The organism is Streptomyces sp. B15, from assembly GCF_018070605.1.
GTDB lineage: Bacteria > Actinomycetota > Actinomycetes > Streptomycetales > Streptomycetaceae > Streptomyces > Streptomyces smyrnaeus.
In genome coordinates this window covers 1-12,708 of record NZ_JAGPXJ010000086.1, presented here as the reverse complement: position 1 = coordinate 12,708, position 12,708 = coordinate 1, and the positions used below count along the sequence as shown (strand labels likewise).

The following is a 12,708-nucleotide window of genomic DNA, read 5'->3' as shown; positions in this document are numbered from 1 at the left end:
CTGCGGCGGGGCTCGTCCCTGTGATAGTCGGTGTCAGTGGTGGGAGACCGGCTCGCGCTCGGGCGGCGAGCAGGCTTCGGAAGGGACGGAGTCCGCGGCGGCCTCGCGGGGGGCGGTGCCCCGCAACTGGGCGCGCTTGCGCCAGGCGACCACGCCGCCCGCCAGCCCGGAGAGCGCGATGAAACCGAACGAGGCCAAGAAGACCGGGGAAGTCGGCGTCGCGGCGCTGCTGCCCGCGATGACGTAGGCCGCGGTGTTGGGCACCGAACCGAGCGCCGTCGCCCCGAGGAAGGCGGGCCAGCTCATCCGGGAGACGGCGGCGCCGTAGTTGGAGGCGGCGAACGGTACGCCGGGCAGCAGCCGGATCACCAGCATCGAGCGGAAGCCGTGCTTGCTCAACTGCCGGTCGGCGGCGGCCAGCCAACGCCCCCGCAGCAGTGTGCGCAGCGCGTCCTGGCCCAGCAGCCGGCCCAGTCCGAAGGCGATGCCCGCGCCGATCACCGTGCCGGCCGTCGCCGAGAAGGTGCCGGCCTGCGCGCCGAAGAGCACGCCTGCCGCGACGTTGAGCACCGGGCGGGGTACGAAGGCCGCGGTGCACAGCCCGTAGGCGGCGCCGAAGAGGGCGACGGCCACTCCGCCGGCGGCCTGCGGAGGCCAGCCGTGGGCGAGCAGCCGCTGGGGCTCGTACAGCAGCATCGTCGTCGCCGCCCCGCACAGCAGTACGGCCAGCAGGACGAGACGGGACCATGGTGAGAGCAGCGTCTTGGCGAGACGGCCGGGGAGTCCGTCTGGCTGCGTGGCGGGGACGGGCACGCTGGGAGCGTAACCGACGAACCGGTCCCTCCGCTGTTCGATGCGGTACGGAATGCCCGAAAGGTGCCCCTTCGAAGCGGTGTTCGCCCGCTGTCCATCCCCGCTTTCACCTGCGCCGGAGGGCGCAGCACGGGTCGCGGGCGGCAGCGTCGAAAACCGTTCGACGCGGAGCGGTCGAGCGGGCGATGATCGACCGGTGCTCCGGCAGCCCCGACTCTGTGCTCCGGCCGCGGTCGCGGCCGCTCCGCGGGCTGCCCTCTTCCCGCTCCCGGGCCCGCGTGTGCTGACCGCGGGCACGCACGCCTGCTGCCTGCCTCCCGGCGTCCGTCTCCGCCGACGCTGACCCTTCCCGGACCGACCGAGGACCCCGCAGGGGAGGGTCGGTCCTCTTGCGGGGTCCCGCCTCGTCTCGTACCGGTCCAGGAGGGCACCCATGTCCGGCCACACCCACCCGTGCGTCATCCCGCATCCCGTTCCGCACCTGACCATCGGCACGCTGGGCCACCGAGGGCACGGCAAGACCACGCTGGCCGCCGCCCTGGCGGCGGCCCGCACGCCCGGTGCCCCCGGCCCCCGCCGCCCCGGATATCCACACCGGCCACGACGACGATTCCGGTACGCGACCGACACCCGTCGCTACACCCTGCTGGACCCTGCCGAGGGACCGGAACACCCGGAGTATCCGGAACACCCGGAAGGCCGGGGGGACCGGCAAGACCCGCTCGGCCCCGGGGGGCTGGGGGGCCTCGACGGTGCGGTGCTCGTCGTCTCCGTCCTGGAAGGCGCCCGCTCCGGCACGGCCGACCACCTCGCGCTCGCCCGGCGCAGCGGCCTCGCCCACCTGGTCGTGGCCCTGTCCATGGCCGACGCCGGCAACGACGAGCTGACCGAGCTGGTGGAGAGCGATGTACGGGCACAGCTGACGGCGCACGGCTTCGCGGGGGAGTCCCTCCCGGCCGTACGGGTCTCCGCCCGCCGTGCGCTGGAGGGCGATCCGCGGTGGCAAGGCACGATCGAGGCGCTGCTGGATGCCGTCGACACCTACGTGCCCCTGCCCGACGTGCCCTGAGCCACCCGCCCACCCGCACAATGGGGCGGTGCACACCGACGCCCACGGGGAGCAGATACCCCGCACCCGAGCCGTCGCGGGCGGCACCGCCAAGCTGCTGCCGGACGTCGACCGGGAGCGGGCCTGGCTACTGACCGTGGACGGGGCGCCGCAGTCCTATGTCGACCTGGACGACCCCCGGCATCTGGAGTTCGAGTACGCGCGCCGGGTCGGCCACCTGCTGGATGAGGTGGCGCCGCCCGGGGCGCCGCTGGACGTGCTCCACCTCGGCGGGGGAGCGCTGACCCTGCCCCGCTACCTCGCCGCCACCCGGCCCGGCTCGCGGCAGCGGGTGGCCGACCCGGACGCCGAGTTGACCGCGTTCGTCGCCGCGTATCTGCCACTCCCGGACGGTGCCGACATCACGGTGGAGGCCGTCGACGGGCGGGCCCTGGCCGAGTCCTCGCCGACCGGCAGCGCGGACGTGCTGGTGGCCGACGTCTACGGCGGCTCGCGGGTGCCGGCGCATCTGACCACGCTGCCGTACGCGAGGGAGGTGGAACGGGTGCTGCGGCCTGGGGGCACATACGTGGCCAACCTCGCCGACGCCGCTCCGTTCCGCTTCCTGGCCTCCCAACTGGCCACGTTCGCGGCGGTCTTCCCGCAGCTGGCGGTCGTCGCCGAGCCGGCGGTGCTGCGGGGACGGCGGTTCGGCAACATTCTGCTGCTCGCCTCGCGGCACCAGCAGCCGCTGTCCGAACTGGCCCGCCGCTGCTCGGCCGATCCGTTCCCGGCCCGGGTGGAGCACGGAGCGGCGCTGGAGCGCTTCACGCGCGGTGTGCGGGCGGTCGAGGACGGCGACGCCGTACCGAGCCCCGAACCGCCGGACGGCGCCTTCAGCGTCGGCTGAAGGCGCCGTCCCGGGCCCGGACCGCGCCGGGGTGCTTGTCGGGTCAGCCGCGGGGCTCGTTCCCGCCGCCGTCGTAGGTGCGGAGGCTGCCCATGATCTTCTTGATCGTGGCGTCCGAGAGCTCGTCCTTGACGCCCGCGTCGGTGTAGAGGACCCAGATCGCCAGGTCACCGTTGCTGTTGATCCAGGACGCCGTGACGACCTTGCCCGCGCTGGTGGCGCACTTGTCCGCCTTGGGGGCTCCTGTGACCTTCGCGGTGGCGGTGTGGCCCTTGATGCCGTGCTTGTTCTTGAACGGCTTGGACTTGGAGACCTTGAGGGTGCCCTTCTGCTTCTGGTCGTAGCCGGCTATCGCGAAGTTGCCCGCCGCGATCCGCGCCGCCTCCTTGGTGTTCTTGGAGCCCTGCCCGCCCTTGGTGCCGACGGCGGCGCGGCTGCTCTCCTTGCACCAGTTGTCCTTGTAGTAGGCGGGCGCCGACATGGCGACCAGGACCTTGCCCTTGTCGCTCTCGAAGCCGGTGATGGTGCCCTGGCTCGCGAGCGTCCAGTCCTTGCTGTCCGGTACGTCGAAGGCCGAGTACCACTTGGGGTTGACGACGGTCTGCCAGCCGGGGACCACCGGGTCGGACGGGTCCTTGGAGGCTTTGCCCCCGCCTCCCGGGTCCGCCTTCTTGCTCTTCTCCGGCTTGGTCTTCACCGAGGGCGAGGCGGACTTGTCGGCCTTGTTCTTCTTGCCGCTGTCGTCGTCACCGCCGAGCACGACGACGCCCGTGACGGTGGCCGCGACGACCGCGACCGCGGCGACGATCGAGATGACGACCGTCTTCTTCCGGTCGCCCCCGCCGCCCTTGGGCGACTGCGGGCCGCCGGGCATGTCCGCCTGGCCCCACTGCCCCGACTGGCCGGGGCCGCCCGGCTGCTGGCCGTAGGGGTACGACGGCGCTCCTTGCTGCGGCCCGTAACCGGGCTGACCGGCCGGCGGCTGCTGCCCGTAGCCGGGCTGACCGGCCGGCGGCTGCTGCCCGTGACCGGGCTGCTGGCCCGGCGGCTGTTGCCCGTAGCCGGGCTGCTGATACGGGTTCGGCTGCCCGTAGCCGGGCTGTTGGTACGGGTTCGGCTGCTGCGGGTTCTGCTCGCCCCCGGGCTGCTGCTGTCCTGGCCACATGGCTGACAACCCTATGGTGCGCTCTTCCTGCCGACCACCGCTCCCCTCGGATCGGTACGTACCCGCTACATGAATGGGCCGGAAGTGGGAAAGAACGATTCTCCGCCCAGGGTTACTCGGTGGTAACGTGCGGCCATGACCACTCAGTCGCAGCCGGACATCGGCGAGATGATGAGGGCTTCCGTGCCCATGGCCCGCACCCTCGACCTCCAGTACCTCGAAACGACACCGGAGCGGGTCGTCGTCTCGCTGCCCGATCGGAGCGAGTACCACAACCACGTCGGCGGCCCGCACGCCGGTGCGATGTTCACGCTCGCGGAGTCCGCGAGCGGAGCGGTGACGCTGGCCGCCTTCGCCGACCAGCTCTCCCGCTCCGTCCCGCTGCCGGTGCGCGCCGAGATGGACTTCAAGAAGATCGCCAAGGGTGTCGTCACCGCCACCGCCGAACTCGGCCGCCCGGCGGCCGACGTGGTCGCCGAGCTGGACAGGGGCGAACGACCGGAGTTTCCGGTGCGGGTCGCGCTCAGCCGCCCCGACGGCGCCGTCACCAGCGAGATGACCATCGTATGGACCCTGCGGCCCAACGACTGACCTGGCGCTGCGCTCGACGCGGGGTGCTCGGCCTGGGGCGGCGCCCGGTCGAGTAGGCTTCCGGACCCGTGCTGCCATGACAGCTCGTGCCCGTGTCATGAGAGGAAGCCGCAGTTGCACATCCAGGAGTGGCTGGAGAACGTTCCGGCCGTGAGCGTGTACCTCCTGGTGGGGGTCGTCATCGGGCTGGAGAGCCTGGGCATTCCACTGCCCGGGGAGATCGTTCTCGTCAGCTCCGCGCTGCTGGCCTCGCAGCAGGGCCACATCGACCCACTGATCCTGGGAACCTGCGCCACGGTCGGGGCCGTGGTGGGTGACTCGATCGGGTACGCCATCGGCCGCAAGGGCGGCAAGCCGCTGCTGGAGTGGCTGGGCCGGAAGTTCCCCAAGCACTTCGGGCCCGGCCATGTGGCCACCGCCGAACGCTCCTTCCAGCGGTGGGGCATGTGGGCGGTCTTCTTCGGCCGGTTCATCGCACTGCTGCGCATCTTCGCCGGACCGCTCGCGGGCGTACTGAAGATGCCGTACTGGAAGTTCCTGACGGCGAACGTGCTGGGCGGAGTGCTGTGGGCCGGTGGTACGACCGCCGTCATCTACTACGTCGGTATCGTCGCCGAGGCGTGGCTCAAGCGCTTCTCCTGGCTCGGACTGGTGGTCGCCGTACTGATCGGCGTCGCCTCCATGGTGATCGTCAAACGCCGCGCGGCGAAGGTCACGGCCGAGACGACCGGGAGCCCGGTACCGGAAGGGCGACCGGACGCCGCCGGAGCCGGAGAAGAGCGGACGTCCGCGGGTGTCGAGGACGCGGGCCGGTCCGCGGACGGCGCGAGCGTTGCGGCTCCGGAGCTGGACACCGCGGCGACGGGCCCGGCAGGTGAGTGAGACGGAACGCGGCGACAGCGGCATACCCGAAGCGGAGAGTGGTGTGGCACAGCGAGGACTGCTCGTGGCGGTCGGCGGACACGAACCCCGGCTGGACGGCGCGGCGTTCAACGCGCCGACCTCCGTGATCGCCGGCCAGGTCACCATGGCCGCCGGGTCGAGCCTGTGGTACGGCGCCGTGCTGCGTGCCGACGCCGGTCCCATCGTGCTGGGCGAGGACAGCAATGTGCAGGACAACTGCACCGTCCACGGCGACCCGGGCTTCCCCGTCACCGTCGGCGCACGGGTCACCGTGGGACACAACGCGGTGCTGCACGGCTGCACCGTCGAGGACGAGGTGCTGATCGGTATGGGAGCCACCGTCCTCAACGGGGCGCACATCGGTGCCGGTTCACTCGTCGCCGCGCAGACCCTGGTGCCGCAGGGCACCGTCGTGCCGCCCGGCTCGCTGGTCGCCGGGGTGCCGGGCAAGGTGCGCCGGGAGCTGACCGAGGAGGAGCGCGAGGGCGTGCGGTCGAACGCGCTCGCCTACGTGGAACTGGCCGCACAGCACCGCGCGGCGTCCGTCTGCGAGCCGCCCTCGCCCTCCTGAGCCGCGCAGCCGCGGACCGGCTGCGGCCGGGGTCCGCGCAGCCCGCAAGCTACTGGTGAGGAACCTCACCGGGGCGAGCGGGTGCCAGGGCGCTACCGTGACGGCGTGCCATCCCTCAGGAACGCGTTCTCGTCCCTCACCTCCCGCGCCGTGCACGGCATCTGGCGCCGGGTCCAGCACGCGGGAGCCGTCACGGCCCAGCGCCCCGGGCCGTACACGTTCCGCCGGATCGGCACCGGGACCCGGCTCGCCTTTCCGCAGGGAACGCTCTTCGGTACGCCGTGGATCGAGCTCGGCGACCACTGCGTCGTCGGACAGGACGTCACGCTGACGGCCGGGATGATGCCGGATCTGGACCTGGGCCCCGAGACCGTGCTGCGGCTGGGCAACGGCGTGGTGCTGGGCCGGGGCAGCCATGTCATCGCCGACACCCGGGTCAGCGTGGGGGACGACGTGTTCTGCGGCCCGTACGTCTACATCACCTCCACCAACCACTCCTACGACGATCCGGCACGGCCGGTCGGCAGGCAGTGGCCGCGCACGGCACCTGTCGAGATCGGCGCCGGCAGCTGGATCGGGGCCGGGGCCGTGGTGCTGCCGGGTGCGACGCTGGGGCGGAACGTCGTGGTCGCGGCGGGTGCCGTGGTGCGCGGGGAGGTGCCGGACCACGCGGTGGTCGCGGGAGCTCCCGCCAAAGTGGTGCGCCGCTTCGATCCGGAGGAGGGATGGCAGCCGCCGCTGCGCACCCCGCCGCCGGTGCCCGTCCCGGAGGGCGTCACCCCGCAGGAACTGCTCGCCCTGGCCGAACTGCCCCACCGGCGCGGCCCGCTGGACGGCGGCTTCCACCGCGACCCCGACGGCACCGCGGACGGCGGCTGAGCCGCGCGCCGGTCAGCCCGAGGCGAGCAGCACCGTGCCCAGCAGCGCCAGCCCCGCGCCCGCGGTCTGCAGGGCCCTGAGCCGCTCCTGGAGGACGCCCCGGGCGGCCAGCGCGGTGACCACCGGGTAGAGGGAGGCGAGCACCGCGGCCACCGTGACCGGGCCGTGCTGTGCCGCGACGGCGTAGGTCCCGTTGGCGGCGACGTCCGCCAGGCCGACGAAGGCCAGCGCGGGCAGCACCGTCCACACGGCCCGCACCCCCTCCTCGGGGAGCGCGGGGGTGCCCCGCCGCACCGAGGCGTACAGCGCGCCGCCCCCCACCACGACGTTGACGACCCGCTGGAGGAACAGCGTCAGGAAGAGCCCCGCGATGGTCGTCGACGCCTCGGCGACCAGGCTCATCGTCGCACCGAAGCCGAAGGCGGCGACGAGGGTCAGCAGGACGGTGCGCTGTTGCACGGGCGCGCTGCCCCCGCCCACGCCGCCGGCCAGCACCACACCGGTGACCGCGACCAGGGTGCCCACCGCCTGCAGCAGGCCGGGTCGTTCGCCGTGCAGCACCATGCCGACGGCCACCGGCACGGCCACGCTGCCGAGGGTGGCGACGGGTGAGACCACGCCCATCGGGCCGATGGCCAGCGCCCGGTAGAAGCACAGCATCGACACCGGCCCGATAGCGCCGGCGGCCACCGCGCACCACAGCAGCCGGGCGTCCAGCTCGCTCCAGGCGCCGGTGGACAGCACGATGGCGCCGAGCACCAGGCAGGCCGCACCCTGTGAGACGACCACCACGGTCAGCTCGCGCAGACGCTTGCTGAGCAGCCCGCCGCCGAAGTCGGCCAGCCCCCACAGGAGACTGGTGGCCAAAGCGAAGACAGCGGTCATGACGGAATACCTCGCAGTACAGTGTGGTGAACATTCAAGTCCAGCACACCGTAGTTCAGCGTAGTGCACTCTGCAATCTAGTATTTTGGATGGTGCGGAACACCGTGACGGACCTCGACCACCTCACGCAGGCGCTGGCCCGCAACCTCAAACACCTGCGGGCCGAGCGCGGCTTCACCCTGGACGCGCTCGCCGCGCGGGCAGGCGTCAGCCGGGGCATGCTCATCCAGATCGAACAGGCCCGCACCAACCCCAGCGTCGGCACCGTCGTCAAGATCGGCGACGCGCTCGGCGTCAGCATCACCTCGCTGCTCGACTTCGACCAGGAGCCCCAGGTCCGGCTGGTCCCCCCGGAGCAGGCCGTAAGGCTCTGGTCCACCGAGGCCGGCAGCCACAGCACCCTGCTCGCGGGCACGGAGGCCCCCGGGCCGCTCGAGCTGTGGCACTGGAAGCTGGTGCCGGGCGACGCCAGCGACTCCGATCCGCATCCCATCGGCACCGCCGAACTCGTCCACGTCAGGGAGGGCACGCTCACCCTCGACGTGGACGGCGACAAGTACACCGTCCCGGCCGGGACCTCCGCCTGCTTCGAGTCGCACGTACCGCACGGCTACCGCAACGACGGTACGGAAACCGTCGAGATGACCATGGCCGTCTCGGTGCCCGAACCGCGCTGACCCTCCCCGGTCCGCGGCCGTACAGTACCCGTCGACCCAGCGCTGGCTAGAGTGCCGGTATGCGTGCGCCCATCGGAGAATTCGACAACGCCAGGCCGGCCCCCGAGGTCCTCGACCAGCTGGCCGCCCCCGTCGCCACCGCGGTCCGCGGCTGGGAAGGCCCCGTACCCGCCGACCAGTTGATCTACGTCGACACCGATCCCGAGAAGGCCGACACGGCCGCCTTCGTGGAGGCCTACGGACAGGAGTTGCTGGAGTCCTCCGCCAACTGTGTCGTCGTCGCCGCCAAGCAGGGCGGGGTCCGCACCCTGGCGGGATGTGTGGTGCTCTCCGCCGCCCGCGTCGACGTCAACGGAGCGGTCCGGCGCGGTCTCGGCGCCCGCAAGGTCTCCTTCGCACCGCACGAGACCGCCGTCGGCGAGACAGGCATGGAGTACGGCGGCATCACTCCCGTCGGACTGCCCGGCGACTGGCCGCTGCTGGTCGACGCCGAAGTCGCGGCCCTGCCCTGGGTGCTGATCGGCAGCGGCAGCCGCCGGGGCAAGCTGATCGTGCCCGGCAAGGCGCTGGCCTCGCTGCCCGGCGCCGAGGTCGTGGAGGGGCTGGGGCTGCGCGGTTAGTCCAGCGCTCAGCGCCGTGGAGGCCGGGAGGCGGCGTCCAGTGTGCCGACATCGAGCGACAGCGGGATCGAGTGCTCGGCGAAGCCCATGGACCGGTACATCGCCTCCGCCTCCGGCGTCGCGTGCAGATCCACGCGCGTGACGCCCGCGCGGGCGAACTGGGCCAGCAGCGCGGCGGTCGTCGCCCGGGCGTAGCCGCGACCGCGGTACCGCTCGTCGGTGCACACGTTGAAGATGAAGCCGAACAGGCCGTGCGAGCTCACCGGCGCCGGCAGCCGCTCCTCGACCCGGCCCACCGCACACGCCGCGAGGTGGGCCGGCAGGTCGGGCCGCTCGCCGTCCACCACGAACGCCAGCAGCGGAGAGTCCTCCAGCGCGAGCTGCCGCCGCGCGCTGCGTACGGCTTCCTTCTCCCAAGGCCCCGGCTCGTCCCGGCCGAGCATGGCAGCGAACATGACCCTGCGCAGCCGTACGATCTCCTCGGCGTCGTCGGGTGTCGCCCTGCGTATGTCGATCATGCGTGGGCGCTGGCGCACCGCGCTCACCCCAGCCGGGGGATCTCGATCGCCGGACACCGGTCCATCACCATCCGCAGACCGGCCGCCCGGGTGCGTTCGTACGCCGCGTCGTCGACCACCCCGAGCTGGAACCAGACCGCTTTGGCGCCGATCGCCGCCGCCTCGTCGGCCACCTGCCCCGCCAGGCGGGAGTTGACGAAGACGTCCACCACGTCCACGGGGAAGGGGATCTGCGCCAGGCTCGGATAGCCGCGCTCGCCGTGCACCGTCTCCGCCGCTGGGTGGACGGGCACGATCCGCTTGCCGTGGCGCTGGAGCACCTCCGCCACCCCGTATGCGGGCCGGGAGGTGTTCCGGGAAAGGCCCACCACCGCCCAGGTGTCACCCAGCTCGGTGAGAATCTCCCGTACCGTCCCGGAATCGCCGTACATCGCTCTCTCCTCCGCAGCAGACATGCTCCTCCACCTCGACAACCGCTCGCACCCCGCACCGATTCCCGCGGCCCGCGGCCATAGGCTGACGGGATGCAGCCCGAGCAGCGCCCACAGCACGAGCCGGAGGGACCGGCGGAGTACCTCACCGTCGCGGCGGAGGGTGTGCACGAGACCGAGGTCAACCGCTCCCGCTTCCTGTGCGCCCTCGCACCCGCCGCCACCGAGGCCGAGGCACAGGAGTTCATCGCGCGGGTGCGCAAGCAGCACCCCGGCGCCAACCACAACTGCTCCGCCTATGTCATCGGCGCGGACGCGAGCATCCAGAAGGCGAACGACGACGGCGAACCGGGCGGCACCGCGGGAGTGCCGATGCTCCAGATGCTGCTGCGCCGGGAGGTCCGCTACGCGGTCGCCGTCGTCACCCGCTACTTCGGCGGCGTCAAGCTGGGCGCGGGGGGCCTGATCCGGGCGTACGGCGGAGCGGTGGGAGAGGCCCTGGACGCCGTCGGGACCGTCACCCGGCGGCGCTTCCGGCTGGTGACGGTCACCGTCGGCCATGAGCGTGCCGGACGGCTGGAGAACGACCTGCGCGCCACCGGGCGCGAGGTACGCGAGGTGCGGTACGGCGCCGAGGTCACCATCGAACTCGGACTGCCCGGCGCGGAGCTGGCCGACTTCCGGCGCTGGCTCGCCGATGCGACCGCGGGCGCCGCACACGTCGAGGTGGGCGGCGAGGCGTTCGGCACCGTCTGAGCGCACCTTTGAGCGCGCCGTCCGGAGCGGGCGGGAGACAGCGGACGGTCCGGGGTGCGGCACGCGCTGTCAGTGGTGGGCCGTAAGGTCGTTGACCATGCGTCTGCTGCACACCTCGGACTGGCATCTGGGCCGGAGCTTCCACCGCGTGAGCCTCCTCGATGCCCAGCGCGCCTTCCTCGACCACCTGGTCGCCACCGTCGAGGAGCGCGCGGTGGACGCCGTGCTCGTCTCCGGCGACATCTACGACCGCGCCGTCCCCTCCCTCGCCGCGGTCGAACTGTTCGACCAAGCGCTCCACCGCCTCGCGGACCTGGGCGTGCCCACCGTGATGATCTCCGGCAACCACGATTCGGCACGCCGGCTCGGCGTCGGCTCGAAGCTGATGGGGCGTGCGGGCGTGCACCTGCGCACCGATCCGCGCGAGTGCGGCACACCGGTGCTCCTCGACGGCGCCGACGGGGGCGGCAAGGTCGCCGTCTACGGGCTGCCCTACCTGGAGCCCTCGCTGGTCCGCCAGGCCCTGGGCGCCGAGGGTAACGGCCACACCGCCGTGCTCCGCGCCGCGATGGAGCGGGTCCGCGCCGACCTCGCCACCAGGCCCGCCGGGACCCGCTCCGTCGTCCTGGCGCACGCCTTCGTCACCGGTGCCGAAGTCTCCGACAGCGAGCGGGACATCACCGTCGGCGGGGTCGCCTCCGTACCCGTCTCCGTCTTCGACGGCGTCGATTACGTCGCCCTCGGTCATCTGCACAACTGTCAGTCGATCACCGAACGGGTGCGCTACTCGGGCACCCCGCTCGCCTACTCCTTCTCCGAGGCCGGGCAGGAGAAGTCGATGTGGCTGGTCGACCTCGGTCCCGGCGGCGAACCGGCCGCCGAGCGGCTGCGCTGTCCGGTCCCGCGCCCCCTGGCCCGGCTGCGCGGCACACTCGACGAGCTGCTGGAGGAGCCGGCCCACGAGCAGCACGCGGACTCCTGGGTGGAGGCCACCCTCACCGACGCCGCCCGCCCGCACGACCCGATGGCCCGGCTGGCGAAGCGCTTCCCGCACACCGTCAGCCTCGTCTTCGCACCAGAGCGGGAGGAGACCGACGACTCACGCTCCTACGCCGTCCGGCTCAAGGGCCGCACCGACCGCCAGATCGCCGAGGACTTCGTCGGCCATGTACGGCCAGGGCGGCAGGCGGCGCCCGAGGAACGCGAGATGCTGGGACAGGCGCTGGAGGCCGTCCGCGTCGCAGAGTCGGAACCGGACGAGCCGCCCGCCGCCTCCCGTACGGCACCGACGGCGGCGCGGCAGGGCGAGAGCGCACCCGGGGTGGTCCGATGAGGCTCCACCGGCTCACCCTCACCGCCTTCGGCCCCTTCAGCGGCACCCACACCGTCGACTTCGACACCCTCTCCTCGGCAGGGCTCTTCCTGCTGCACGGCCCCACGGGGGCGGGCAAGACCTCCGTGCTGGACGCCGTCTGCTTCGCCCTCTACGGGGGCGTGCCCGGCGCCCGCCAGCAGCCCGGCGGCACCCTGCGCAGCGACCACGCCGACCCGCGCACCCGCACCCAGGTCGTCCTCGACCTCACCGTCGCGGGTCGGCGGCTGGAGCTCACCCGCGCCCCCGAGCAGCTGCGCCCCAAGGCCCGCGGCACCGGTCTCACCCGGGAACGGGCCCGCTGCGAACTGCGCGTCCTGGACCCCGCGACCGGTGAGTGGCACGGACTCAGCCGCTCCCACCAGGAGATCGGCGAGGAGATCGGCCAGGCCCTGGGGATGAGCAAGGAGCAGTTCTGCCAGGTGGTGCTGCTGCCGCAGGGCGATTTCGCGCGGTTCCTGCGCTCCGGCGCCGAGGACCGGGCGAAGCTGCTGGGACGCCTCTTCGACACCGGCCGGTTCGCGGCCGTCGAGGAAGAGCTGGCGCGCAGGCGCAAGAGCGCCCAGCAG

Annotated in this window: 16 protein-coding genes; 11 read left to right on the top strand and 5 right to left on the bottom strand. The window is 72.6% G+C overall.

Annotated features, from left to right (window positions below):
- Positions 1-33: 33 nt before the first annotated feature.
- Positions 34-813, bottom strand: coding sequence for a TVP38/TMEM64 family protein (locus tag KBY19_RS28905; protein WP_307842588.1), 780 nt, complete (start codon positions 811-813; stop codon positions 34-36).
- Between the two features lie 433 nt (positions 814-1,246).
- Here KBY19_RS28905 and KBY19_RS28900 point away from each other — a divergent pair, with 433 nt between their 5' ends.
- Positions 1,247-1,882 (top strand): GTP-binding protein, encoded by a 636-nt coding sequence (locus KBY19_RS28900; protein WP_210967019.1) that lies wholly within the window; start codon positions 1,247-1,249, stop codon positions 1,880-1,882.
- 28 nt (positions 1,883-1,910) lie between these two features.
- The gene (locus KBY19_RS28895) at positions 1,911-2,771 is read left to right on the top strand and encodes a fused MFS/spermidine synthase (RefSeq protein ID WP_307843652.1); all 861 of its coding nucleotides are present in this window, start codon (positions 1,911-1,913) and stop codon (positions 2,769-2,771) included.
- 43 nt (positions 2,772-2,814) lie between these two features.
- On the opposite strand, the gene KBY19_RS28890 is transcribed toward KBY19_RS28895, so the two are convergent.
- A complete protein-coding gene (locus KBY19_RS28890; RefSeq protein ID WP_099878281.1) occupies positions 2,815-3,936 on the bottom strand; it encodes a hypothetical protein in 1,122 nt (373 codons plus the stop codon).
- A 135-nt stretch (positions 3,937-4,071) separates the two neighbouring features.
- Between KBY19_RS28890 and KBY19_RS28885 the strand changes: the two genes are divergently transcribed.
- The 4 genes from KBY19_RS28885 to KBY19_RS28870 all read left to right on the top strand — a co-directional run bounded on the left by KBY19_RS28885 (position 4,072) and on the right by KBY19_RS28870 (position 6,880).
- Positions 4,072-4,527 carry a DUF4442 domain-containing protein gene (locus KBY19_RS28885; RefSeq protein ID WP_099878278.1) on the top strand — a complete coding sequence of 152 codons (456 nt, stop codon included), beginning with the start codon at positions 4,072-4,074 and terminating at the stop codon, positions 4,525-4,527.
- 114 nt (positions 4,528-4,641) lie between these two features.
- Positions 4,642-5,409 (top strand): DedA family protein, encoded by a 768-nt coding sequence (locus tag KBY19_RS28880; RefSeq protein ID WP_099878275.1) that lies wholly within the window; start codon positions 4,642-4,644, stop codon positions 5,407-5,409.
- 43 nt (positions 5,410-5,452) lie between these two features.
- Positions 5,453-6,001 (top strand): gamma carbonic anhydrase family protein, encoded by a 549-nt coding sequence (locus tag KBY19_RS28875; protein ID WP_099886298.1) that lies wholly within the window; start codon positions 5,453-5,455, stop codon positions 5,999-6,001.
- 105 nt (positions 6,002-6,106) lie between these two features.
- Positions 6,107-6,880: an acyltransferase gene (locus KBY19_RS28870; RefSeq protein ID WP_307842586.1), complete on the top strand. Its 774-nt coding sequence runs from the start codon at positions 6,107-6,109 to the stop codon at positions 6,878-6,880.
- A 12-nt stretch (positions 6,881-6,892) separates the two neighbouring features.
- On the opposite strand, the gene KBY19_RS28865 is transcribed toward KBY19_RS28870, so the two are convergent.
- The gene (locus KBY19_RS28865) at positions 6,893-7,765 is read right to left on the bottom strand and encodes a DMT family transporter (RefSeq protein WP_099878269.1); all 873 of its coding nucleotides are present in this window, start codon (positions 7,763-7,765) and stop codon (positions 6,893-6,895) included.
- 89 nt (positions 7,766-7,854) lie between these two features.
- Here KBY19_RS28865 and KBY19_RS28860 point away from each other — a divergent pair, with 89 nt between their 5' ends.
- Together KBY19_RS28860 and KBY19_RS28855 are read left to right on the top strand one after the other, a co-directional pair.
- Complete coding sequence (locus KBY19_RS28860) at positions 7,855-8,442, top strand: helix-turn-helix domain-containing protein (protein ID WP_185016214.1); 588 nt, start codon at positions 7,855-7,857, stop codon at positions 8,440-8,442.
- 59 nt (positions 8,443-8,501) lie between these two features.
- A complete protein-coding gene (locus KBY19_RS28855) occupies positions 8,502-9,062 on the top strand; it encodes a YbaK/EbsC family protein (RefSeq protein WP_099878268.1) in 561 nt (186 codons plus the stop codon).
- A gap of 8 nt (positions 9,063-9,070) precedes the next feature.
- Here KBY19_RS28855 and KBY19_RS28850 read toward each other — a convergent pair whose 3' ends face one another.
- Positions 9,071-9,580: a GNAT family N-acetyltransferase gene (locus KBY19_RS28850; protein WP_210967017.1), complete on the bottom strand. Its 510-nt coding sequence runs from the start codon at positions 9,578-9,580 to the stop codon at positions 9,071-9,073.
- Positions 9,581-9,603: 23 nt separating this feature from the next.
- Positions 9,604-10,011, bottom strand: coding sequence for a CoA-binding protein (locus tag KBY19_RS28845; protein WP_099878262.1), 408 nt, complete (start codon positions 10,009-10,011; stop codon positions 9,604-9,606).
- Between the two features lie 93 nt (positions 10,012-10,104).
- On the opposite strand from KBY19_RS28845, the gene KBY19_RS28840 reads away from it, so the two are divergent.
- From KBY19_RS28840 to KBY19_RS28830, 3 genes are all read left to right on the top strand, one after another.
- Entirely contained in the window at positions 10,105-10,767 is a 663-nt protein-coding gene (locus tag KBY19_RS28840) for a YigZ family protein (protein ID WP_210967016.1), read from the top strand.
- A gap of 97 nt (positions 10,768-10,864) precedes the next feature.
- Positions 10,865-12,100, top strand: a complete 1,236-nt coding sequence (locus tag KBY19_RS28835) for an exonuclease SbcCD subunit D (RefSeq protein WP_210956563.1) — start codon at positions 10,865-10,867, stop codon at positions 12,098-12,100.
- Positions 12,097-12,708 (top strand): AAA family ATPase (locus KBY19_RS28830; protein ID WP_210967015.1); only part of this gene is annotated, 612 nt, incomplete at its 3' end. The genes KBY19_RS28835 and KBY19_RS28830, both read left to right, overlap by 4 nt.